The 23507-nt window shown below is 66.9% G+C and carries 23 protein-coding genes; 9 read left to right on the top strand and 14 right to left on the bottom strand.

Going from position 1 to position 23507, the window contains the following annotated elements; translation table 11 throughout:
* The first annotated feature begins 317 nt into the window (after positions 1–317).
* From G524_RS17100 to bchJ, 3 genes are read left to right on the top strand one after another with little or no spacing between them, the layout of a single operon-like run.
* Positions 318–1028 (top strand): radical SAM protein, encoded by a 711-nt coding sequence (locus G524_RS17100; protein WP_211219322.1) that lies wholly within the window; start codon positions 318–320, stop codon positions 1026–1028.
* Positions 977–1486, top strand: a complete 510-nt coding sequence (locus G524_RS17095; protein WP_211219320.1) for a hypothetical protein — start codon at positions 977–979, stop codon at positions 1484–1486. The genes G524_RS17100 and G524_RS17095 overlap by 52 nt, the downstream gene beginning before the upstream one ends.
* A complete protein-coding gene (bchJ, locus tag G524_RS15635; protein ID WP_051221132.1) occupies positions 1476–2081 on the top strand; it encodes a bacteriochlorophyll 4-vinyl reductase in 606 nt (201 codons plus the stop codon). Before G524_RS17095 ends, bchJ begins: the two co-directional genes overlap by 11 nt.
* On the opposite strand, the gene G524_RS0110485 is transcribed toward bchJ, so the two are convergent.
* From G524_RS0110485 to aroC, 9 genes are all read right to left on the bottom strand, one after another.
* Positions 2078–3049 carry a hypothetical protein gene (locus tag G524_RS0110485; RefSeq protein ID WP_027443681.1) on the bottom strand — a complete coding sequence of 324 codons (972 nt, stop codon included), beginning with the start codon at positions 3047–3049 and terminating at the stop codon, positions 2078–2080. The genes bchJ and G524_RS0110485 overlap by 4 nt on opposite strands.
* 30 nt (positions 3050–3079) lie before the next feature.
* A complete protein-coding gene (locus G524_RS0110480) occupies positions 3080–3418 on the bottom strand; it encodes a hypothetical protein (RefSeq protein WP_156894073.1) in 339 nt (112 codons plus the stop codon).
* Between the two features lie 10 nt (positions 3419–3428).
* The gene (locus G524_RS0110475) at positions 3429–3626 is read right to left on the bottom strand and encodes a type II toxin-antitoxin system antitoxin (protein WP_027443679.1); all 198 of its coding nucleotides are present in this window, start codon (positions 3624–3626) and stop codon (positions 3429–3431) included.
* 10 nt (positions 3627–3636) lie between these two features.
* Positions 3637–4539: an SPFH domain-containing protein gene (locus G524_RS0110470; protein WP_027443678.1), complete on the bottom strand. Its 903-nt coding sequence runs from the start codon at positions 4537–4539 to the stop codon at positions 3637–3639.
* A gap of 93 nt (positions 4540–4632) precedes the next feature.
* The gene (locus tag G524_RS0110465; RefSeq protein WP_027443677.1) at positions 4633–5469 is read right to left on the bottom strand and encodes a hypothetical protein; all 837 of its coding nucleotides are present in this window, start codon (positions 5467–5469) and stop codon (positions 4633–4635) included.
* 169 nt (positions 5470–5638) lie between these two features.
* Positions 5639–7843, bottom strand: a complete 2205-nt coding sequence (katG, locus tag G524_RS0110460; RefSeq protein ID WP_027443676.1) for a catalase/peroxidase HPI — start codon at positions 7841–7843, stop codon at positions 5639–5641.
* Positions 7844–8055: 212 nt separating this feature from the next.
* Complete coding sequence (gene ahpF, locus G524_RS0110455; RefSeq protein WP_027443675.1) at positions 8056–9648, bottom strand: alkyl hydroperoxide reductase subunit F; 1593 nt, start codon at positions 9646–9648, stop codon at positions 8056–8058.
* 218 nt (positions 9649–9866) lie between these two features.
* A complete protein-coding gene (gene ahpC / locus G524_RS0110450; RefSeq protein ID WP_027443674.1) occupies positions 9867–10433 on the bottom strand; it encodes an alkyl hydroperoxide reductase subunit C in 567 nt (188 codons plus the stop codon).
* Between the two features lie 179 nt (positions 10434–10612).
* Positions 10613–11683 carry a chorismate synthase gene (aroC, locus tag G524_RS0110445; RefSeq protein ID WP_027443673.1) on the bottom strand — a complete coding sequence of 357 codons (1071 nt, stop codon included), beginning with the start codon at positions 11681–11683 and terminating at the stop codon, positions 10613–10615.
* Between the two features lie 137 nt (positions 11684–11820).
* Here aroC and ruvA point away from each other — a divergent pair, with 137 nt between their 5' ends.
* The 5 genes from ruvA (at position 11821) to ruvB (ending at position 15909) form a co-directional block, all read left to right on the top strand.
* Positions 11821–12438, top strand: coding sequence for a Holliday junction branch migration protein RuvA (gene ruvA / locus G524_RS0110440; RefSeq protein WP_027443672.1), 618 nt, complete (start codon positions 11821–11823; stop codon positions 12436–12438).
* Positions 12435–13202, top strand: a complete 768-nt coding sequence (locus tag G524_RS16865) for a hypothetical protein (protein WP_156894072.1) — start codon at positions 12435–12437, stop codon at positions 13200–13202. The genes ruvA and G524_RS16865 overlap by 4 nt, the downstream gene beginning before the upstream one ends.
* Complete coding sequence (locus G524_RS17225) at positions 13184–13393, top strand: hypothetical protein (RefSeq protein WP_245561351.1); 210 nt, start codon at positions 13184–13186, stop codon at positions 13391–13393. Before G524_RS16865 ends, G524_RS17225 begins: the two co-directional genes overlap by 19 nt.
* A gap of 143 nt (positions 13394–13536) precedes the next feature.
* Positions 13537–14775 carry an endo-1,4-beta-xylanase gene (locus G524_RS0110425; protein WP_027443670.1) on the top strand — a complete coding sequence of 413 codons (1239 nt, stop codon included), beginning with the start codon at positions 13537–13539 and terminating at the stop codon, positions 14773–14775.
* Positions 14776–14859: 84 nt separating this feature from the next.
* Complete coding sequence (ruvB, locus tag G524_RS0110420) at positions 14860–15909, top strand: Holliday junction branch migration DNA helicase RuvB (protein ID WP_027443669.1); 1050 nt, start codon at positions 14860–14862, stop codon at positions 15907–15909.
* 584 nt (positions 15910–16493) lie between these two features.
* Here the strand turns inward: ruvB and G524_RS0110410 are convergent.
* From G524_RS0110410 to G524_RS0110390, 5 genes are all read right to left on the bottom strand, one after another.
* On the bottom strand, positions 16494–16760 hold the full coding sequence (locus tag G524_RS0110410) for a hypothetical protein (RefSeq protein WP_156894071.1): 267 nt from the start codon (positions 16758–16760) through the stop codon (positions 16494–16496).
* Positions 16761–16793: 33 nt separating this feature from the next.
* The gene (locus G524_RS17000) at positions 16794–17606 is read right to left on the bottom strand and encodes a hypothetical protein (RefSeq protein WP_051221130.1); all 813 of its coding nucleotides are present in this window, start codon (positions 17604–17606) and stop codon (positions 16794–16796) included.
* A gap of 117 nt (positions 17607–17723) precedes the next feature.
* Entirely contained in the window at positions 17724–18215 is a 492-nt protein-coding gene (locus tag G524_RS16340; protein WP_027443666.1) for a rhodanese-like domain-containing protein, read from the bottom strand.
* A 10-nt stretch (positions 18216–18225) separates the two neighbouring features.
* Positions 18226–20898, bottom strand: coding sequence for an aconitate hydratase AcnA (acnA, locus tag G524_RS0110395; RefSeq protein WP_027443665.1), 2673 nt, complete (start codon positions 20896–20898; stop codon positions 18226–18228).
* A 121-nt stretch (positions 20899–21019) separates the two neighbouring features.
* On the bottom strand, positions 21020–21910 hold the full coding sequence (locus G524_RS0110390; protein WP_027443664.1) for a DMT family transporter: 891 nt from the start codon (positions 21908–21910) through the stop codon (positions 21020–21022).
* Positions 21911–22128: 218 nt separating this feature from the next.
* Here G524_RS0110390 and G524_RS0110385 point away from each other — a divergent pair, with 218 nt between their 5' ends.
* The gene (locus G524_RS0110385; protein WP_036857771.1) at positions 22129–23502 is read left to right on the top strand and encodes a L,D-transpeptidase family protein; all 1374 of its coding nucleotides are present in this window, start codon (positions 22129–22131) and stop codon (positions 23500–23502) included.
* The last annotated feature ends 5 nt before the right edge of the window (positions 23503–23507 follow it).

The following is a 23507-nucleotide window of genomic DNA, read 5'->3' as shown; positions in this document are numbered from 1 at the left end:
CTTGGGGAAGGGCCGGGGCTGGGGGGCAATCGCTGGCCGGGAGCAACTGCGCGCCCAATCCGCTCTGCTCAGGGATCGGGCCTTTCGCATTTGATCCAGCGCAAGGCCCCGGCACCCCGTGTCCCTCACCTTGGGCCATCCAAGAGGGGGAGCAAAGGCCATGCGCATCCTGTTCGTTCATCCCAATTACCGCTCGGGCGGGGCCGAGATCGCCGGCACCTGGCCCCCGGCTTGGGTCGCCTACCTCGCCGGCCCGTTGAAGCGCGCCGGCTTTACCGACATCACCTTCATCGACGCCATGACCGAGGGGCTGGACGATGACGAGCTCGCCCGGCGCATGGCCGCGCTCCGCCCCGACGATCAAGGACATGGGCCTGATCAGCCCCGATTGGGACGTGCTCGACTGGAAGCAATACACCTATATCCCGCTTGGCACCCGGGTCGCCATTCCCAATCTGGCGCGCGGCTGCCCCTTCACCTGTTCCTTCTGCTCGCAATGGAAGTTCTGGCGCGATTATCGCCTGCGCGATCCCAAGGCCGTGGTCGATGAGATCGAGGAGCTGCACGAGCGGCATGGCGTTGGCTTCTTCATCCTTGCCGACGAGGAGCCGACGATCAATCGCAAGGCCTTCATCCGCTTCTGCCAGGAGCTGATCGATCGCGGCCTGCCCGACAAGGTGAAGTGGGGGATCAACACGCGGGTCACCGACATCTATCGGGATCGCGAATTGCTGCCCTTCTACCGGCGCGCGGGCCTCGTCCATGTCAGCCTCGGCACCGAGGCGGCAGCGCAGATGAAGCTCGACCGTTTCCACAAGGAAACCAAGGTCGAGGAGAACCGCACCGCGATCCGCCTGCTGCGCGAGGCCGATATCTTCGTCGAGGCCCAGTTCATCGTCGGGCTCGACAATGAAACCCCCGAAACCCTCGAGGAAACCTATTGCATGGCCTGGGACTGGCAGCCCGATCTTGCCAATTGGGCGATGTACACCCCCTGGCCCTACACCCCCCGCTGTTCGAGGAGCTGAAGGACCAGGTTGAGGTTCACGATTTTTCCAAATACAAATTCGTCACGCCGATCATGAAGCCGGCGGCGATGGAGCGGGGCGAGCTGCTCGATGGGGTGATGAAGAACTACCGCCGTTTCTACATGCGCAAGGCGCTGTTCCACTATCCCTGGCGCGGCAGCGGGTTTCGCCGGCGCTATCTCCTCGGCTGCCTGTGGGCCTTCCTGCGCACGGGCTTTCGCCGCAGCTTCTATGATCTGGGCAAGGCAGGCTATTGGGGCCCGCAGACGAAGAAGGCGCTCGACTGGCATTTCGATGAGAGTCGCACAGCCGCGCTGCCCGCGGCTGTTGACTGGCAGACCAGCGCCGACCGTGCGGCCCAGGCAGAGGCCCGCCGCGCTGCACTGCGCGCGCAGATGAAGGCCCGGGCGAAGGAACGCAGCGCCGCGCGCGTGGGGGCTGGAGTTGATGTCGGCTGAAGCCCGCCGCCGCGCCCAGCCCCGCACCCCGGCGCTGATCGGGCCGCACGCGGTGCTTCATGCCGTGGCGGTGATGGAGGAGCGGCTGGGCGCCGCGGAGACCCGGGCGATCCTCGAGGATGCGCAGATCGCGGTGCTGCCCACTGGCGAGGCGATGATCCCCGAATTCGAGGCGCTGCGGCTGCACCGCTGGCTGGCGCTGCACGATCCGGCAGGAGCCTACGAGATCGCCGAGGAGGCGGGGCGGCGCACCGCCGATTACCTCATCGCTCGGCGCATTCCGCGCGTCGCGGTGTGCTTGCTGCGCCGCCTGCCGCCGTTGCTTGCTGCCCCGCTGCTGATGCGCGCTATCGACCGCCACGCCTGGACCTTCGCCGGCGCCGGGCGCTTCTTCGCCCAGGGCGGTTGGGCCTTCACCATTGACCGCACCGTCGCCGACGACCCGGTGATCCCGCCCGACAGCCTGTTTGACTGGTATGCCGCGGTGATCACCCGGCTCTATCGCGAGTTGGTCTCCGCCGATTGCCGCTGCCGCGTCCTTGGCGATCTGCCGGGCCGACCGCTCGCCCGGCGCTTTGCCATTGCGCGGGGCTAGGCGGCGCCATCGGCGCAGGTCAGGCGGATTTCTGCCAGCGCGAAATCATAGGTGATCGCCGCGCAGGCCCCCAGCTGATCGCGCCCGATACGGGTGAGCAGATCGGGCCGGCCCCGGCCCTTGCGGCGGCTGACGAGGATCTGGGAGGGATCGAGCCGCGGATCGTCGGCCGCAAGTTCGCCCACCCGGCGCGTCGTGCCGTAATCAGCGATGCGCACGGCAAATTGGGTGATGGCAAAGGGGCCGATTTCGAGCGGGCGCGCGGTGCGCATCATCCGCATCGGGCGCGTGATGCCGAAAGGCATTGCCACCACGCCCGGCGCGCCCGGCTCGAACCCGCCGTCGAGATGGGTGGCGAGGAAATTGGCGGTGGGGGCGGTCACCAGGGTGTGGGCGCGATCGGGCACGAAGATCGCCAGCAGGCGCTCCTTGCCGAGCAGCACCTCGGTGCCGATCCGGGTGTTGCGGGCGCCGCCCGCGCGCACCAGGGCGAAACGATAGGTCTGCGCGCCCTCCGCGCGCGCGCCGAGGCGGAAGGTGACGCGGGTATAGGGCAGGTGATGCACCCCGATCACGCCATCGGCCCGGGACGAGACCGGTCGCGCGCTCCAGGTGAGGAGCAGCGGCACCGGTCCGGCCCCGAAATCGACCGCCTGCACCGCGCCATGCCCCTCGAGAGCGACCGGGCCGAAGCGCCAGCCGCGCCGGGCCTCGGGCAGCCAATTGCCGGCGGCGGCCACCTCGGGATTGACCACCGGCGCGCCGAAGGCCTCGGCACTGACCTCAAAGCGCAGCGCCGTGCCATTGACGATGAGGGTGATGATGTTGTCGCCTTCGAGCACCAAGCTATCAGGCGATGGTGCTTGCGGCGCGGTCGGCGGCGTGATCGCGGCCGCCTGTCCCGCAGCGAGGGCCGGGGCGGGCAAGAGGCCAAGCAGCAATGCGGGCAGGAAGGGCCGGATCACCATGGGCAAACGGCGCCGCCGCGGGCGCGTTCCTCAACCCCGGCCCTGGCCGCGGCCGCGCCCGCCGCGCCGGTTCTTTTCGCGCCCGGGCGCGTCGATCGTGCGCAAGTCGATCACTTCGGCACGGGCCTTCATCCACCTTGTCATGGCGATCGCCCAGACCAGTGTTGCGGCGAGGAACAGCGCGAGGCCGACGAAGAACTCGCCCCTGCCCGCGTGCATCCCGGCATAGTGCTCAAACGCCGCCGCCGGGATCAGCAAGCCCGCCACCCACAGGCCGGTCAGCATCCAGCCGCGGCGTCCGCGCGGCACGATGTTGAAGTTCCACGGCCCGCGCCGGTAGAGCACGAAGGGCTTCTCGGACTCACGCATCATTGCCTCCCTAGCTCGCAGCGCTCGGCGGGCGCCCGCGCCTTGGCGCTGCACTGCGGCCCACCTTTACGCCCCGCCGCGCCAGGGCCTCGCGCAGCAGCACCTCGATCTCGGCATTGACGCTGCGCAATTCGGCATCGGCGAGCCGCTGCACCGCCTCATAGAGCGCCGGATCGAGACGCAGGGGAAAGGCTTTCTTGGCGCTCATTGCATCATCGTCAATAAAGCGATCCTGCGTTGACCACGGGCTGGGTGTCGCGCTCGCCGCACAGCACCACCATCAGGTTCGAAACCATCGTGGCACGGCGTTCATCATCAAGGTGGACGACCTCCTTTTCGGAAAGCTGGGTCAGCGCCATCTCGACCATCGTCACCGCCCCCTCGACCAGCTTGGTGCGCGCCGCGATCACCGCCTCGGCCTGCTGGCGGCGCAGCATGGCGCCGGCGATCTCGGGGGCATAGGCAAGATGCGTGAGGCCGCATTCATCGACCGTGATGCCCGCCACCGACAGGCGCTCGATCAGCGCCATGCGCAACTCGGCGCTCACCTCCTCGTGGTTCCCGCGCAAGGTCACCTCGGCATGTTCGAGATCGTCATAGGGATAGCGCGAGGCGATCTTGCGCACCGCCGCCTCGATCTGGGCGGTGACGAATTCGCGGTAATCATCGACATCGAACAGCGCCTGCGCGGTGTCGGTCACCCGCCACACCACCTGGGCGGCCATCTCGATCGGGTTGCCGCGCGCGTCGTTGACCTTGATCTTGTCCGAAATGATGTTGTTGGCGCGCACCGCAATCTTCTTGCGGGTGAGCCAGGGCAGAACCCAGCGCAGGCCTTCCTTGCGATCGGTGCCCTTGTATTCACCGAAAAGCTGGATCGCCGCGGCCTCGTTGGGATTGATCATGTAAAAGCCGGTGAGGATGAGGATGCCGACAAGGCCGGTGATGAGCGCGAGGATGAGCCTCAGCCCGTCGGCCTGCTCGGACGCAACCGCGCCGAGAAACAGCCAGGCGGCAAGGCCGATCAGCACGAGGCTGACCAGCAGCATCGCATAGCCGCTCTGGGTGGTGGCGGGCACCTCGCGGCTGCGGTTGAGCGCGGGGGCATCTGACTGGGCCATGACGAATCTCCATATCGATATAAATATGATATCATTCTTATACGAAATGGAGTGCCCGTCAAGCGTTGGTGTGGGAAATCGGCCCGGGGAGGGTCAGACGAGGCCGAGGCGCTGGCCGGCCCGGCTCGCGGCGGCGCGCAGCCAGGGTGCGGCGCGCCGTACCGCCGGATCGTAGGGGGGCAGGCCTACCTTGCGCAGCAGCGGGTTGAGCGCCAACGCATCGGCCTCGGCCCGGGTGCGGCGGCATTGCCAGCTCAGCGCCAGCGCGATCGACAGGCCCTCGCCGCTGTGCACCCAGTGCGGCGCGGCATGGGGCAGGCACAGGCCATCGCCGGGTGCGAGCACGTGCTGGTGGCCCACCGCGGCCAGCTCCGGACGCCACTCGAGCCGCTTGGTGCCTTCGCGCAGATGGGCCTCGCGCCGGGCGAGATCGAGAAAGGGCGGGGCGGCGGGATAGGCGGCGAGCACGCGGTCACCCCGGATCTGCAGCAGCAGCATGTAGGCGGGATTGAAGTGGAACGGGGTGCGCAGGTTGGTCCAGGAGATGAAGGCGCGCGCGCGCAGCGCCTGCATCGGGCCGGTGGCGCGCGCGATCACCGGCTCAAGTTCGCGCACCAGTCGCAGCACCAGCGCGCGATAGCCGGGCAGGCGCATCAGATCGCGCAGCACCACGCCGCGCCGTCCCGGCCCCCCTGATTGCAGCAGCGCGAGCGGATCTGCCGGCGCTTGCGGCACGGCTCGTGGCAGGCCTGCCACCTCGCAAGGCTCGCCCCATTCGCCGACCTCGGATCGTGGCAGCACCCGCGCCGCGTCGGCGAGCGCGGGCAGGCTGAGCAGCGGCTCCTCGGCCAGATAATGGCGCAGCCGCGCGGGCGCACAGGGATAGGCTTCGGCAAGCGGCGGCACCGAGACGGGATCGAGCAGCGACATCCTTGCTTGCGGCCCTGCAGAGATTGCGTGACAGACCTCGGGGCAATTACCGAGGTGCGGTGAAGAGCCTGTTAACGTCCTGCAGTAACGCAAAAATTTTGCCGAGATGGGAAAGGGCCCCCGGCATTGCTGCCGGAGGCCCCATGGCGTGCAAGCCGACGATTGCGGCTCAGGCGTGGTACTTGGCCCAGGTCACATCGAAGCGATCGGCGTTCATCACCTTGGTCCAGGCCGAGATGAAATCGCACACGAACTTGGCCTCGTTGCCGGCCTCGGCATAGACCTCGGCCTGGGCGCGCAGCACCGAGTTCGAGCCGAACACCAGATCGGCGCGGGTGGCGCGGTACCTGGGCGTGCCGGTGGCGCGGTCGGCCCCGATATATTCCTCATCACCCGTGCCTTCGACCGGGGTCCACTTGGTGCCCATGTCGAGCAAGTTGCGGAAGAAATCGGGGGTGAGCACGCCGACACGGTCGGTGAAGACCCCGTGCGGACGGTTGCCCGAATTGGCGCCGAGCACCCGCATCCCGCCGACCAGCACGGTCATCTCGGGAATCGACAGGCCGAGCAGATGGGCCTTGTCGATCAGCAGCTCCTCGGTGCGCACCACCGACTTGGTCTTGAGGTAGTTGCGGAAGCCATCGGCGAAGGGCTCGAGCGGGGCGAAGCTTGCGGCATCGGTGTGCTCCTCCCCGGCATCGCCGCGCCCGCCGAGGAAGGGCACGGTGACATCGAAACCCGCATCCCGTGCCGCCTTCTCGACCGCGGCCGAGCCGGCCAGCACGATCGCATCGGCGATCGAAAGCGCGCCGCGGTGCTGCTCGATCACGCCGAGCACCTTGGCCAGTTCTTCGGGATCATTGGCCGCCCAGTCCTTCTGCGGGGCAAGCCGCACCCGCGCCCCGTTGGCGCCGCCGCGGTGGTCGGAATTGCGGTAGGTCGAGGCCGAGGCCCAGGCCGCCTTGACCATCTCGGAAATGGTAAGGCCCGAGTTCAGGATCGCCTGCTTGAAGCGCGCCACCTCGGCATCGGAAGGCATGGTGCCCTTGGGCACGGGATCCTGCCAGATCAGATCCTCGGCCGGAACTTCCGGCCCGAGATAGCGGATCTTCGGCCCCATGTCGCGGTGGCACAGCTTGAACCAGGCGCGGGCAAAGGCATCGTCGAGCGCGGCCTGATCATCCCGGAACCGCTCGGCAATCTTGCGATATTCCGGATCCCACTTGAGCGCCATGTCGGCGGTGGTCATGATCGTCGGCACGCGCTTGGCGGGGTCGCGCGCGTCGGGGGCCAGATCCTCGGGATCGGGATTGATCGGGGTCCACTGCCAGGCGCCCGCCGGGGACTTCACCAGCTCGTAGTCATACTTGAACAGCAAGCGGAAGTAGTTGCCGCCCCACTGCGTCGGCGTGTTCGACCACGATCCCTCGATGCCCGAGGTGGTGATCGCCCCGCGGGCAATCAGCTCATCATCGAGCATCCAGCCAAAGCCCATGTGATGCAGCGCCTCGCCTTCGGGCGCATCGCCGAGCATTTCCGGCGGGACCGCACCATGGGCCTTGCCAAAGGCATGGCCGCCGGCGGTGAGCGCCACGGTTTCCTCATCGTTCATCGCCATGCGGGCAAAGGTCTCGCGCATGTCGCGGGCCATGCCTTCGGGGTCATGCGGGTTGCCGCCCGGCCCCTCGGGGTTGACGTAAATCAGGCCCATCTGGATCGCGGCGAGCGGGTTTTCGAGGTCAGCCCCATCCTGCGGGCGGATGCGGGTGGCAACGCCCTCGTTCACCCACTGCTCCTCGGTGCCCCAATAGACGCTTTCGGGCTCGAACACATCGGCCCGCCCGCCGCCGAAGCCGAACACCGGCCCGCCCATGCTCTCGATCGCGACATTGCCGGCCAGGATGAACAGGTCGGCCCAGCTGATGTTCTTGCCGTATTTCTGCTTGATCGGCCACAGCAGGCGGCGGGCCTTGTCGAGGTTGCCGTTGTCCGGCCAGGAATTGAGCGGGGCAAAGCGCTGCTGGCCGGAATTGGCCCCGCCGCGCCCGTCACCGGTGCGATAGGTGCCCGCCGCGTGCCAGGCCATGCGGATGAAGAAGGGACCATAGTGGCCATAATCCGCCGGCCACCAGGGCTGGCTGTCGGTCATCAGCGCCTTCAGATCTTCCTTGAGCGCAAAATAATCGAGCGCGTTGAAGGCTTCGGCATAGTCGAAGTCCTCGCCATAGGGATTGGCGCTGCGCCCACGCTCCTTGAGGATGTCGAGCTGCAGCGCCTCGGGCCACCAGTCGCGGTTGGTGCGGCCCAAGAGGCTGCGCGTCTGGGTGATGCCGTGGAACGGACAGCCGCTGATGTCTCCGGTCTTTGCGTCCATGATGCTTTGCTCCTCTCGCCTGTGAACGGATCAGACTCGCCCCCGCGGGGCATGTCTATGGGGAGAGGATGACGCTTTCAGGATGTTGCGTCCAATCGATTAATGCGAGGCCATTGATTAATGAGGGCGATCAAACCTCGCGGAGGCACGGATGCAAAAAGGGCTCCCGCGCGGGGAGCCCTTTGGGGGGTGCAGCGGTGGCCCGGCGCGTTTCAGGCTGCCTCGGCCACCGCGGCGCCCGCCGGCTCGGTGCGGATCAGGTAGTCGAAGGCGCCGAGGCCTGCCTTGGCGCCCTCGCCCATCGCCACCACGATCTGCTTGTGCGGCACGGTGGTGCAATCGCCCGCGGCATAGATGCCGGGGATGCTGGTGGCGCCATGGGCATCGGTGACGATCTCGCCGAAGCGGTTGAGCTCCAGCCCCGCGCCTTGCAGCCATTCGGTGTTGGGCACGAGGCCGATCTGCACGAACACGCCTTCGAGCGCGATGCGGCGTTCCTCACCCGTGGCGCGGTCCTTGACGATCAGCCCGGAAACCTTGCCGTTCTGTCCCAGGATCTCGGTGGTCTGGCCATTGGTGATGATCTCGACATTGGACAGCGAGCGCAGCTTGCGCTGGAGTACCTCGTCGGCCCGCAGCTTCACGTCAAACTCGATCAGGGTCACATGGGCAACGATGCCGGCAAGGTCGATCGCCGCCTCGACACCCGAATTGCCGCCGCCGATCACCGCCACGCGCTTGCCCTTGAACAGCGGGCCATCGCAATGCGGGCAATAGGCCACGCCCTTGTTGCGATATTCGGCCTCGCCCGGCACGCCAAGGTTGCGCCAGCGTGCCCCCAAGGCAAGGATGAGCGCGCGCGCCTTGAGGCGGGCGCCATTGGCCAGCAGGACTTCGTGACAGCCGCCCGGCTGCTGGGCGGGTCTGAGTTCGACTGCGCGGGTCTGGTCGTTGACGTCAACATCATAGTCGCCGACGTGACGCCTGAGATTTTCGGTCAGCTTCGGCCCTTCGGTATAGGGCGTGCCCGGCAGGTTCTCGATCCCGAGCGTGTCCATCAGCTGCCCGCCGAAGCGTTCGGCGGCAATGCCGGTGCGAAAGCCCTTGCGCGCGGTATAGACCGCCGCCGCCGTCCCGGCCGGGCCGCCGCCCAGCACCAGCACGTCGAAGGGCGCCTTGGCGCTGAGCTTTTCGGCCTGCTTGGCGCCCGCGTTCTTGTCGAGCTTTGCCAGAATTTCGGCCAGCCCCATCTTGCCGTTGTAGAACGGCTCGCCGTTAAGGAAGGTCGCCGGCACGGCCATGATGTCGCGGCGCTCGACCTCTTCCTTGAAGGTGCCGCCTTCGATCAGCGTGGCGGTGATGCGCGGGTTTTCGAGCGCCATCAGGGTCAGCGCCTGCACCACATCGGGGCAATTATGGCAGGAGAGCGAGAAGTACATCTCGAAGTGGAAATCGCCCTCGAGCGCGCGCACCTGCTCGATGAGGTCGGCATCGACCTTGGGCGGGTGCCCGCCCGCCCACAGCAGCGCCAGCACCAGCGAGGTAAACTCGTGGCCCAGCGGCAAGCCGGCAAAGCGCACCCACTTGTTGGCGTCATTCGCGCGGCGGATGATGAAGCTGGGCTTCCTCGCGTCGGTCCCATCGAAGCGCGCGCTGACCAGATCGTGCAATGAGGCGATCTGTTCGAGCAAGGCGCGCGTCTGGCGCGACTTCTCGCTGTCATCGAGCGAGGCGATCAGCTCCACGCCCTCGCGCAGATGGCCGAGATAGGTCTTGAGCTGGGCCTGCATGGCAGCATCGAGCATGGCAATTCTCCGGGAGCGGCCAAGCGCCGCTGAGGCTGATCACGGATTCTTTTGTAGGGGAACGCGGAACCGGATGCCCTGCCCGGCAAAGGGGGGGAAGGGCGCGGGCATCCGGTTCCGGCTAAGACCCGAGGGCGCACAAAAGCCTTCGGGTTCTTGCGGCCGGCGCGGGGCCGAGGGGGAGGGGAGAAAACCCCGCGCGGCCTAAGGTATCAGGCTCAGATCTTGCCGACCAGATCGAGCGAGGGGGCGAGGGTTTCCGCACCTTCTTCCCACGCCGCCGGGCACACCTGGCCCGGGTTGGCGCGCACATACTGCGCGGCCTTGATCTTGCGGGTCAGCTCGTTGGCGTTGCGGCCCACACCCTCGCAGGTGATTTCCATGATCTGGATCACGCCATCCGGATCGACCACGAAGGTCGCCCGGTCAGCCAGGCCCACGCCTTCACGCAGCACGCCGAAATTGTTGGCGAGCACGTGGTTCTGGTCGCCAAGGAAGGGGAACTTGAGCTTGCCGATCTTCTCCGAAGTGTCGGCCCAGGCCTTGTGGCTGAAGTGGGTGTCGGTCGAGACGGCATAGACCTCGACCCCCATCGACTGGAGCAGATCATACTTCTCGCCCATGTCCTCAAGCTCGGTCGGGCAGACGAAGGTGAAGTCGGCCGGGTAGAAGAAGAACACCGCCCACTTGCCGGCAAGATCGGCCTCGGTGACGGTGAAGAAGTCCTTGCCCTTCTGGTAAGCGGTGGCGGTGAAGGCTTTGATGGTCGAACCGATGATACCCATGCGATGTGTCCTTGTCTTGGGTGGTTGAGAGGGTTGAAACTGACCCTGCCGAGATAGGAGATTTCGCGCCGCAAAAAAGATGATTTGTGCGATTGCGAAAATCGAAATTTTCCATCTTTTGCGCGGGAACCGCTTGGCTCCGGGCTCGTCGGGCTGGCCTGTGCGTGTGGCCTTGGCGCCTAGCCAACCTGAGCGCGGTGCAGCAGCTTGTGATCGGCCAGCACCAGCGCCATCATCGCCTCCACCACCGGCGTGCCGCGAATGCCGACGCAGGGATCGTGGCGGCCCTTGGTGACCACCTCCACCGCCTCTCCGGCAGAATTGATCGATTCGACGGGCGTGAGGATCGAGGATGTGGGCTTGAACGCCACCCGGCACACCACCGGCTGGCCAGTGGAAATGCCGCCCGCGGTCCCGCCGGCGTGGTTGGAAAGGAACAGCGGCTTGCCATCCGGGCCGGGGCGCATCCGGTCGGCGTTTTGCTCTCCGGTCAGGCGTGCGGCTTCGAACCCGTCACCGATCTCGACCCCTTTGACCGCGTTGATGCTCATCATCGCGCTCGCCAGATCGCTGTCGAGCTTGGCATAGATCGGCGCACCCCAGCCTGCCGGAACCCCCGTTGCCACGCATTCGACGATCGCGCCGAGCGAGGAACCGGCCAGCCTCGCCGCATCGACCTTTCCTTCCCAGCGCTTCGCGGCGGCAGGATCGGGGCAGAAAAACGGGTTGTTGGCGATTTCGGCCACGTCGAAGTTCGCCATGTCGATCCGGTCGCCGCCCAGCTCGCAGACATAGGCGGTGATGGTGACCTCGGGGATGATGAGCCGCGCCACCGCGCCCGCCGCCACCCGCGCGGCGGTCTCACGCGCGCTCGAACGCCCGCCGCCGCGATAGTCGCGGATGCCATACTTGGCATCATAGGCATAATCGGCATGGCCCGGGCGGTATTGCTGGGCGATCGCGCTGTAGTCTTTCGAGCGCTGGTCGGTGTTCTCGATCATCAGCGAAATCGGCGTGCCGGTGGTCTTGCCCTCGAAGGTGCCGGAGAGGATGCGCACCCGATCATCCTCGCGCCGCTGGGTGGTGAAGCGGCTGGTGCCGGGCTTGCGCGCATCAAGGTAGGGCTGGATCGCCTCCTCGCTCAGCGGCAAGCCCGGCGGGCAGCCATCCACCACCGTGCCCAATGCCGGCCCGTGGCTTTCTCCCCAGGTGGTAAAGCGCAGCACGCGCCCGAAGGTGTTCCAGCTCATGGGCGGTGCCTTTACCCGAACTGCGGTGCGTGTCGAGCATGCGGCGCGCATTGGCGCGCGAAGTCGCCTTGCATCCTGCTGCGGACAAGGCGGCAGGGCGTCTGGTCAAGCCGCCCCGCGTGAGGCACGAACAGGCCATGATTGCAAAGCTCTCAGGCAGGCTCGATGCAACCGGCGAGGACTGGGCGATCGTCGATTGTCACGGGGTGGGCTATCTCGTCCACTGTTCAAGCCGCACGCTGGCCGCACTTGGGCCGGTGGGGGAGGCCTGCACCATCCACACCCAGTTGCAGGTGAGCGAGAACGACATGCGCCTCCTCGGTTTTGCCGAGAGTGCGGAACGGGACTGGTTCCGCCTGCTCACCGGCGTCCAGGGGGTGGGCAGCAAGGTGGCGCTTGCGATCCTTTCGGCGCTCTCCCCGCAGGAACTGCGCGAGGCCTGCGGGCGCGGCGATGCGGCGATGGTGGCCCGCTCGCAGGGCGTGGGGCCGAAACTGGCCGGGCGGATCGTCAACGAACTCAAGGACAAGACGGGTGCGATGCCCGGCGGCACGGGCGGCGCTGGCGGATTTGCGCCAGGCGCGGCGGTGGCCGCGGCGGGCGGCAAGGGCGCCGATGCGGCCAGCGCACTGGAAAACCTCGGTTTCAAGCCGGCAGTGGCCGCCGCAGCCGTGGCGCGTGCCCTTGAAGAACTGGGCGAGGGCGCAAGCGAGAGCGACCTTATCCGCCTGGCGCTGCGCAAGGCGGCGGGGTGATGGGGAATATCCAACCCGCATACATCGTGTCTGCCTGCCTCACTCTGATTGCGCTGACCGTATTTGGGTCAGCTTCGCATTCGCCGTTATTGGGCAATTGGCTCCATAACTGGCAGACGTTGATTGGGTCTGTTTTGGCGCTCATCGGAGCATATTGGACGGTTCGAAAAATCTCGCAGCAAATAGAGCATAGTGAGAGAGTCGAAGAGCGCCGCGTGCGTCGTGCTTATGAAGCTCGGCTGGCTACGCTTCCTTTGGTGCTTTCAGAAACGACCGACTATGCGGAAAATGCGGTGAGGGCATTGTCCGAAGCCCGGCGCATCTTGAAAGGCGGCGGAGCGAGGAGTTTGACTGGCCAATGGTCTCCCCCTTTGTTCCCGAACGACGTGCCTCGCGAACTGGGTGCCTTCATCGAGGTCTGCGATAATGAAGATGCCAATGCACTCGTGGCAGAATTGTTGCGCCAAATTCAAATTTTGGATGCGAGAATGCGATCTCTGTTCGATGAAGAAGAAATTATAGTTAGCGTTCTTGTAAATCTTACGGAATATCAGCTGCAGGCATCAAAGGTGCTGCAGCTGTGTGGCGCGCTCTTTCCGTTTGCGCGTGGCGAGAGTGCCGAGATACCCAAGAGTCTGTCGCGGCTGCCCGTGATCGAAGCAATAACCTTTATCGATGACGATGCCGAGGAAGACCCGGATTTTTGCGCAAGGCGAAACAACTTCCTGGCGGTCGAGCGCCCGTGGTGGCCGTCCCGCCAGTGATTGGATTCTCTTCACAACTGCCCGAAGCCCGCACGGCTTTCCGTCTGCACGACTTGGCCGATTTCGTCGTGCTGCAAGGGGCAATCAAGAACCCTGCCATCGCCAGAGCCGCGCGTGCCCTTGAAGAACTGGGCGAGGGCGCAAGCGAGAGCGAACTTATCCGCCTGGCGCTGCGCAAGGCGGCGGGATAGCCTCTCACGGAGACTGGAAAGGCTTCGAACCGCTCGACATTTCTCACGAGAAAGCAGACGCGCAATTCTTGCAGCCATAAATGGTAGCGCTATCATGCCTGCATCGAATCGGGCTGAACCGATCGCACCTGAAGGGAGGCAGGATGATGGCAGGCATGGATCGCCGCGCGGTGATGGCGATGGGGCTGGGCATGATCGTGGTGGGCTGCGGCGGCGGGGGATCATCCTCCTCCGGCCCGATCGCGGGCGGCACGCCCACGCCCAGTCCGACGCCGAGCCCCACGCCGACCCCCACCCCCACGCCGACGCCTTCGCCTACCGGATCGCTTGCCGCAGCGGCTGCGGCCAAGGGCCTGCGCTTCGGCAGCACCTTTGCCTGGGCCAGCCCCGGCGCCGATGCCGGCTCGTTCAACAACCCCAACTATGCCGCGTTGCTCGAGACCGATTGCAACCTGCTGGTGCCCGAGAACGAGCTCAAATGGGAGGCGCTGCGCCCTTCGGCGAGCACCTTCAATTTCGCCCGCGCCGACGAGATGGTCGCCTATGCCGAGGCCAGGCGCATGAAGATCCGCGGCCACACCCTGCTGTGGTATGTCGGCGAGCGCTTCCCGGGGTGGCTGCGCACCTATGACTTCGGGCCCAATCCCCGGCTCGAGGCCGAACGCCTGGTGCGCACCCATATCGAGACGGTGATCCGCCACTATGGCAGTCGCATCAATGACTGGGACGTGGTCAACGAGGCGGTCAACCCTTCGACCGGCACGATCCGCACCGACAACAGCCTTGCCCAGGCGGTGGGTGGGGATACCTCGCTGCTCGATCTTGCCTTCCGCACCGCGCGCACCGAACTGCCCACCGCCGAGCTGCTCTATAATGACTACATGGACTGGGGCTCGACCACCCATCGCAATGGGGTGCTGAACCTGCTGCGCGGCTTTCGTGATCGCAACGTGCCCGTCGATACGCTCGGGATCCAGTCACATATCGGCTTCTATTCGAGCGGCAGCGCCCAGAGCATCGTCGATGCCCAGGTGCCGGCGATGCGCGCCTTTCTCGATGAAGTGGTGGCGTTGGGTTACAAGCTCAAGATCACCGAATTCGATGTCAATGACCGCCAGCGCGCCGGCAGCATCGCCCAGCGCGATGCCGATGCCGCGGTGCTGACCCGCGGGTGGATGGACCTGCTGCTGTCCTATCGCCAGCTCAACGAGGTGCTGGTGTGGGGGATGAGCGATCGCTATTCGTGGCTGCAATCCTTCGCCGGGCCGCGCGCCGATGGCACGCCCCTGCGGCCCTGCCCCTATGATGCGAACTTCGCGGCCAAGCCGATGCGCCAGGCGATCCTGGAGAGCCTTGAGGCCGCACCGGCCCGCGGCGGTTGACAGCGCGCACGCGCCGGCGCTGGCAGGCCCCGCGTGCCCGCGCTCTTGCTGGCAGCGGGCGGCTGGCCTAGGCTGGTTGCCCCGATGAGCGCCGCCGATACCCCCTTCGACACGCCGATCCATTCAGGCACCCGCCAGCCCGGCGATCCCGATGCGGCGCTGCGGCCGCGGCGCCTTGCCGAGTTCATCGGGCAGGAGGCGGCGAAGGACAATCTTGCGGTCTTCATCACCGCTGCGCGCGCGCGCGGGGAGGCGATGGACCACACGCTGTTCTTCGGCCCGCCCGGCCTCGGCAAGACCACGCTTGCGCAGATCATCGCCGCCGAGCTTGGCGTGGGCTTTCGCGCCACGTCCGGCCCCGTGATCGCCAAGGCGGGGGACTTGGCCGCGCTGCTCACCAATCTCGAGCCGCATGACGTGCTGTTCATCGACGAGATCCACCGCCTCTCGCCGGTGGTCGAGGAGGTGCTCTACCCGGCGATGGAGGACCGCGCGCTCGATCTCATCATCGGCGAGGGGCCTTCGGCGCGCTCGGTGCGCATCGACCTGCCGCCCTTCACCCTGATCGGGGCGACCACGCGGCAGGGGCTGCTCACCACCCCCTTGCGCGACCGCTTCGGCATTCCGGTGCGGCTCAATTTCTACACCCATGCCGAACTCGAACAGGTCGTCACCCGCGCCGCGGGCCTGCTCGGCCTTGCCATCGCACCGGATGGCGCGCACGAGATCGCCCGGCGCAGCCGCGGCACCCCGCGGGTTGCCGGGCGGCTGCTGCGCCGGGTGCGCGACTTTGCCGATGTTGCGGGGAGCGCCGCGATCACCCGCGAGATCGCCGATGCGGCGCTCAACCGGCTCGAGATCGACCGGCTCGGCCTCGATGCCATGGACCGGCGCTATCTTGCCATGATCGCCACCACCTACAAGGGCGGGCCGGTGGGGATCGAGACCCTGGCGGCGGGCCTGGCCGAGCCGCGCGACACCATCGAGGACGTGATCGAGCCGTATCTCATTCAGCTTGGCCTGGTTGCCCGCACCGCCCGCGGCCGGGTGCTCAACGATGCGGGCTGGACCCATCTCGAGCTGGCTCCGCCCGGAGATTCGCCCCCGGCGCAGGGCGGACTGTTCGCCGACTGAGCGTGGCCGCTCAAGCCTAACCCTCGTGCTAACCGCGGCGCCTTTTTTGGTGCCACTTCGGGACAGCGTCCGCGAAAGGCCCGGATTTGCGTCCATTTCTGGCACAGCGGGCGCGGCGCGCTTGGTTAAGCGGCTTGCCCCTGCGCATCTTATCCCATCAATAGAAGGCTCGACGAGGGGCAGGTGCGCGCCAGGCGGCACCCAATCCTCCCAGGCAAGCAGGGTAACCAGATCATGTCGCTCAAACTGGCCATCGCGAAGCTTTCCGCCGCAGCGGCGGGCGTGGCGCTGCTGCAGGGCGGCGCGGTGCGCATGGCCGAGCCGATGAACACCGATAGCCCCGAGTTCAGCAGCAAGATCGACGGCAAGATGATCGCGGTCGATCCGATCACCGGCGCGCGCTACATCAAGACCCGCCAGCGCGAGCTGCCGATGCCTGAGGAGCGCCGCCGCCGCATCGTCGAGCGCACCATTGCTTGCGAACCGATCGGCCCGGCGGGCCGCGCTGGCGCGGCGAGCCTGCCGGCCGGGGCGGTGCAGGCCTATGTCGATCCCAATGAGTGCCCGCCGCTGGCGCAGGTCGCCTATGTGCCCGCGCCGCTGCCGCCGCTGCCGCCGATCTCGGGCGGGGGCGGCCCGGGCGGCGGCTGGGGTGGCTGGGGCGGCGGCTTTGGCGGCGGCCTCGGCTTTGGCGGCGGCTTCTTCGGCGGTTTCTTCGGCGGGGGCGGCTCGTCCTCGGGTGATGTCTCGGTTTCGACCACCACCTCGACCTCGGGCGGCTCGACCTCGAGTTCGGGCGGGACCAGCGGCACCACAGGGGGCAGCAGCGGGATCGTGATCGATATCGACATCGACAATTCGACCACGACCACCAGCTCCTCCGGTCAGATCAGTTCCTCGACCGGGCAGGTGTCAACCTCGACCTCGACCGGCGCAGTCTCCAGTTCTGGCAATGTCTCGAGCAGCACGGGGGCGGTGTCGAGTTCGGGCAATGTCAGTTCCTCGACCGGGGCGGTTTCAAGCTCGGGCAATGTCAGCTCGTCCACCGGCTCGGTCTCGAGCAGCACCGGAGGCGTGTCGAGTTCGACCGGGGCGGTCTCGAGCAGCACCGGCGGGGTCTCAAGTTCCTCGGGCAACGTCTCGAGTTCTTCGGGCAACGTCTCCAGTTCGTCCGGGAACGTCTCGAGCTCCTCGGGCAATGTCAGTTCCTCGACCGGGGCAGTGACTAGCTCGGGATCTTCCTCCTCATCTTCGAGCTCGTCTTCCTCCTCATCTTCGAGCTCGTCGTCCTCGTCCTCGTCGGGCGGCGGGGCGTCCTCGGGTGGCTCGGGCGGTAGCGGCTCGTCGAGCTCCTCGTCCTCGAGCAGCAGCTCGTCTTCGGGGTCCTCGGGCGGTGCCACCTCGACGTCGTCCTCGTCTTCCTCAAGCTCGAGCAGCTCCTCCTCGTCCTCGGGCGGTGCGACCAGCGGCGGCACGACGTCGGGCGACATGACCAGCAGCACCAGCTCCTCGTCTTCATCGTCGAGTTCGAGCAGCTCGTCCTCGAGCTCGGGCAGCAGCACCTCCTCCTCGAGTTCGTCCTCGAGCAGCAGCTCCTCCTCCTCGAGCAGCAGCACCAGCGGCAGCTCGGGCGGGAACGAGGTGCCCGCCCCGCCGATGACGATCCTCTTCGGCCTTGCGGCCGCGGCGATCCTCACCCGGCGCCGCAAGCGCGCCGCCTGAACCGCCGGGCCTTACCGCGGCCCAGGCATGCGCCAAACGACCAGGGGCGGCCCGGCAAGGGGCCGCCCTTCCTGTTCCAAGCCCTTCGCGTTTCAGCGTTTCGTGATCGGCTGCCCGGCCGCTTCCCAGGCGAGAATGCCGCCCTCGAGATGTTCGATCGGCTGGCCCAGCGCTGCCGCCAGCTTCTCGCCGGCGATCTGCGAACGCCGGCCGCTGCGGCAATAGAGCACCACCGCGCGCCCGTCTGACAGATCGAGCGCGCCGGGATCGAAGCGCTCGAGCGGGATGTGTTCGGCGCCGGGGATGGTGCCTTGCGCCACCTCCTCGTCGGTGCGCACGTCGATCAGGCGCACCGCGCCCTCGGCCAGGCGCGCGGCGAGCGCTTCGGGCGCCAGAGCGATCACCTGCCCGGATGCGCTCTCATCCCCTTCCGCGGCGTCATCTGCCTGCGCGCCATCGGCAAGGCCCGCCATTGCCAGTTCAAACCCGAGCGGGGCAGCACTGGCGCCGCTGCGCTCCTCTGAGGCGCAGGCCGCCATGGCCAGCACGGTTGAGAGCAGCAGCGGAAGCCGGGCGCGGCGCATGAACCGATGCCTATGCCGCCAGCTTGCGCAGCACGTAGTGGAGGATGCCGCCGTGGCGGTAATACTCCATCTCGTTGGCGGTATCGATGCGGCACAGCGCGGTGAAGGTGAAGCGCGTGCCGTCCTCGCGCGTCACCTCGACCGTCACGTCCTGTCCGGGCTTGAGGTCGGCAAGCCCGCGGATGGTGAAGCTGTCGGTGGCGCAAAGGCCAAGGCTGTGGCGCGAAACGCCGTCCTTGAACTGGAGCGGCAGCACGCCCATGCCGACGAGGTTGGAGCGGTGGATGCGTTCGAAGCTCTCGACAATAACCGCTCGCACACCGAGCAGCGCCGTGCCCTTGGCCGCCCAGTCGCGGCTCGAGCCGGTACCATATTCCTTGCCGCCAATCACCACCAGCGGGGTGCCATCGGCCTTGTGCCGCATCGCCGCGTCATAGATCGGCATGGTCTCGCCCTTGTAGGTGGTAAAGCCACCCTCGACCCCGGGCACCATCTCGTTCCTGATGCGGATATTGGCAAAGGTGCCGCGCATCATCACCTCGTGATGCCCGCGGCGCGAGCCGTAGGAGTTGAAATCCTTCTTGGCCACCTGGTTGGAAAGGAGGAACTTGCCCGCCGGGCTGTCTTCCTTGATCGATCCGGCCGGGCTGATGTGGTCGGTGGTGACCGAATCGCCGAGGATCGCCAGGGGCCTCGCATCGATGATGTCGGTCACCGGCGCCGGGGTCATGGTCATCCCCTCGAAATAGGGCGGATTGGCGATATAGGTGCTGCCTGCGCGCCACTGATAGGTATCCGAAGGTTCAACCGTGATCGCCTGCCAGTGGGCATCGCCATCATAGACGTTGGCATAGCGCTTCACGAACATCTCGCGGTCGATATTGGCAGCCCGGTGCGCGGCCACCTCGGCATTGCTCGGCCACAGATCGGCGAGCATCACGTCGTTCCCGTCCTTGTCCTTGCCGATGGGGGTGGTGGTGATGTCCTCGGTGACGGTGCCCTTCAAGGCATAGGCCACCACCAGCGGCGGCGAGGCGAGGAAGTTGGCGCGCACATCGGGGCTGACGCGACCCTCGAAGTTGCGGTTGCCCGAAAGCACCGAGGCGGCGACGATGTCGTTGCCGTTGATCGCCTGGCTGATCGGGGCTGCGAGCGGGCCGGAATTGCCGATACAGGTGGTGCAGCCATAGCCGACAAGGTTAAAGCCGATCGCATCGAGATGCTCCTGCAGGCCCGACTTGACGAGATAGTCGGTCACCACCTGCGAGCCGGGGGCCAGCGAAGTCTTGACCCAGGGCTTGGGCTTGAGCCCGCGCTCGTGGGCCTTCTTGGCCACCAGACCCGCGGCAATCATCACATCGGGGTTGGAGGTGTTGGTGCAGCTGGTGATCGCCGCGATCACCACGTCGCCATCGCCGATGTCATGATCCTTGCCTTCCACCGGCACCCGCACCGGGGCGGCCTTCCCATAGACCTTGGCAAGATCGGCATTGAACAGGTCGTCCACCTCGCCGAGCACCACCTTGTCCTGCGGGCGCTTGGGCCCGGCAAGGCTGGGGACCACTGCGGCCATGTCGAGGCTCAAGGTCTTGGTGAATACCGGCTCGGCCGCCGGATCGAACCACATGCCTTGCGCCTTGGCATAGGCTTCGACAAGCGCGATGGTCTCCTCGCTCCGGCCAGTCAGGCGCAGGTAATCGATGGTCTTGTCGTCGATGCCGAAGAAGCCGCAGGTGGCGCCATATTCGGGCGCCATGTTGGCGATGGTGGCGCGGTCAGCAAGGGTCAGGTTGGCAACCCCGGGGCCGTAGAACTCGACGAAGCGCCCGACCACGCCCACCTGGCGCAGCATCTGCACACAGGTGAGCACCAGATCGGTCGCGGTCACGCCCTCGGCGAGCCGGCCTTCGAGGTAGAAGCCCACCACTTCGGGGATCAGCATCGAGACCGGCTGGCCGAGCATCGCCGCCTCGGCCTCGATCCCGCCGACGCCCCAGCCGAGCACGCCAAGGCCGTTGATCATGGTGGTGTGGCTGTCGGTGCCGACACAGGTGTCGGGGTAGGCGACCATGACTCCATCCGGCCCTGCGGACGACCACACGCCGCGGGCGAGATATTCAAGGTTCACCTGGTGGCAGATGCCGGTGCCCGGCGGCACCGCGGTGAAGTTCTTGAAGCTCTTGGAGCCCCATTTGAGGAAGTCGTAGCGCTCGGCATTGCGCTCGTATTCCAGCGCCATGTTGGCTTCCATTGCGCGTGGGTGGCCGAACTCGTCGACCATCACCGAGTGGTCGATGACCAGGTTGACCGGCACCTGCGGGTTGATCTTGGCCGTATCCCCGCCGAGCTTCTTGATCGCATCGCGCATGGCGGCCAGATCGACCACGCAGGGCACGCCGGTGAAGTCCTGAAGCAGCACGCGGGCCGGGCGATACTGGATCTCCGCGCCGGTGACGGGGTTCTTCTGCCAATCGACCAGCGCCTGGATATGCTCGCGCGCCACGGTGAAGCCGCCATCCTCGAAGCGCAGCAGGTTTTCGAGCAGCACCTTCATCGAGATCGGCAGGCGCGAGATATCGCCCAGCTGCTCGGCCGCCTTGGCGAGCGAATAATAGGCATAGGTCTTGCCGCCCACCTCGAGCATCTGGCGGGTGCCGAGCGAATCCTGGCCGATTGCGGTCATGGGAGAGGTCCGTCCTTTCGAGCTTGTCCCGCCCCCGATCCACCAAGGGCGTAGGGTTGTGCGCGCGCACCTGCGCCTTCGCGCGCGCAAGGTCAAGGGGGTGTGCCGCTGCGCGCCGGTCTCAGCCCGCTGCCGCCGGCGCAGGGCGGGGCGCGCGGGCGGCAAGCCAGCAGCCGGCAACGATCAGCGCCGTGCCAGCGAGGGTCGGCAGTGTCACCGGCTCGCGGAAGAACAGCCAGCCCAACGCCGCGGCCCAGACAAAGCCCGAATATTCGCTCGGCACCAGCACGCTCGCCGGCGCGCGGGCATAGGCCCAGGCGATTGCCAGCGAGCCGGAAACAGTGAGGGCGGCGGCGATGGCAATGGGCAGCAGCGCTTGGCCCTGGGGCGGCTGCCACAGCCACGGCGCCAGCACCAGCAGCACCACCCCGCCGATGGCGCTGTGGAAGGTGGCGATCTCGAGCGGCCCGGCCAGCTGGGCCTGGCGCCGGATGAGGATGAAGCTGTAGGCATAGAGCAGCGCCGAGATCATCAGCGCTGCGATCCCCAAGGCAGCCTCGCCATCGAGGCGCCCCTCACCGATCCGCCCGCCGATGATCACCAGGGTGCCGGCAAAGCCCAGCAGGCTCGCAAGGATCGCCGCCGGGCTGATCTGTTCGCCCAGCAGCACCCGGGCAAGATAGAGCGCCACCAGCGGCGCGATGAAGGACAGCGCGATCGCTTCAGCCAGCGGCAGCCTGGTGATGGCATAGAAGAAGCTGAGCGCCATGAAGGCCGAAACCACCCCGCGCTGGCAATGCAGCCGCCACACCGCGCCGCTGGGCATGGCCGGGCGGCGCGCCAGCCAGATCGGCGCCACCAGGCCAGCACCGATCAAGGCGCGCAGCACCGTGGCGCTGTAGGCGCCGATCATCAGCGCCGCCTCCTTCATGAAGGCGTCCATCAGCGACAGGCATCCCACCCCGACGAGCGCAACGGCAAAGGGCACGAGCGGGGACGGGCGAGGCACCATGGCCAAGCCCCATAGGCGCCGCGGCGGGCAAGGTCACGCCCGCTCTCGCCGCAAGGGCGCCAGGCACGCTGGGTGTGGCCTGCGGGGATCACGGCGCAGCACGTTCATGCCCGCGCAAGCCAAGGTGGTTGATTGCCGGTGCGCGCAGGGTTTAGGAGCGCCACACGGATGGTGCGCGCGGCTTGGCCCGGCGCGGCACGGGGGAAGAAGGCAAGGCTATGAGCAATGTTTCGGGCAGGCTTGTGGGCGGGATCGCCGCCGCCGCGCTGGTGGCGAGCGCCGCGCTGGCGCAGGAGCGCCCGGCGCCGGTGACAAGCGCAAGCCGGAGCGGGCCCGAGCCGCTGGCGCGCAGTGCCTTCGATCAGGCCTTTCCCGGCCCGCAGCCGGGTGACGCTGCGCCGGCCCCCGCCCTGCCGCTTGTGCAGAACTGGTCAGTGGCAGCAGCGGCCAGGCTGGTCGCGGTGATCGAGGGGATCGGGGCCGAGGGGCTCGATCCTGCCGATTATGATCCGGGGCCGCTCAAGCTGGCGCTCGCCGGTGGGCCATCGCCGGAACTCGATCGGATCGCCTCGCAGGCCTTCGCCTGGCTGGTCGAGGACCTGCGCGACGGGCGCACGCCGATGGACGCGCGGGTGCAGTGGTTCGTGATCGATCCCGATCGCGATCGCTATCCCACCGCGCAGGTGATGGCCGAGGCGCTGGCCTCGGGCGATATCGCCGGGACTTTGGCCAAGCTCCACCCCACCCACCCCGATTATGCGCGGCTGCGCGACGAACTTGCCCGCACCCCCGCCAGCGATACGGCGCGGCGCAAGCTCATCCGCGCCAATATGGACCGCTGGCGCTGGCTGCCGCGCGAGCTCGGCACGCAATACCTCATCACCAACGTGCCCGAGTTCCAGCTGCGCCTCACCGTCAGGGACAAGATCATCAGCACCTATCGCACCATCGTCGGCAAGCCGGGGCGCACCGCCACCCCGCAACTGGCCGAGATGGTCGAAGGCGTGGTGTTCAACCCGACCTGGACGGTGCCGCAATCGATCGTCAAGGGCGAGGGGCTCGGGGCAAAGGTGCTGGCCAACCCCGCCTGGGCCAAGCGCAACGGCTATGTCGGCACCCGCAGCGCCAATGGCACGATCACCGTGGTGCAGCAGCCCGGGCCGGGCAATTCGCTCGGGTTGATGAAGCTCGAGATGCCCAATGAGCACGCGATCTTCTTCCACGACACGCCCTCGCGCCACCTGTTTGCCAATGATTATCGCGCGCTCTCGCACGGCTGCGTGCGCACCGAGCGCGCGCTCGAGCTGGCGATGACCATGGCGATCCTCGGCAAGGGCGCGACCAAGGAGGAAGCCATCGCCATCGCCAAATCGGGCAAATATACCAAGGTGATGCTGGAAAAGCAGTGGCCCGCCTACATCACCTATTTCACCATGGCATCCGACATCAATGGCGAGCTGGCCACCTTTGCCGACATCTACGGGCGCGATGCCAAGGTGCTGGCCAGCCTCGACAAGCCGCGGGTGCGCGAGCGCAGCTATGTGCCGAGCGATGAGGTGATCGTGATCGAGGACGACCTGCGCGACAGCTAGGCGCG

The organism is Erythrobacter cryptus DSM 12079 (assembly GCF_000422985.1).
Lineage (GTDB): Bacteria > Pseudomonadota > Alphaproteobacteria > Sphingomonadales > Sphingomonadaceae > Erythrobacter > Erythrobacter cryptus.
Note: the sequence above shows the minus strand (reverse complement) of the source record. Positions and strands in the feature narration are given on the sequence as shown.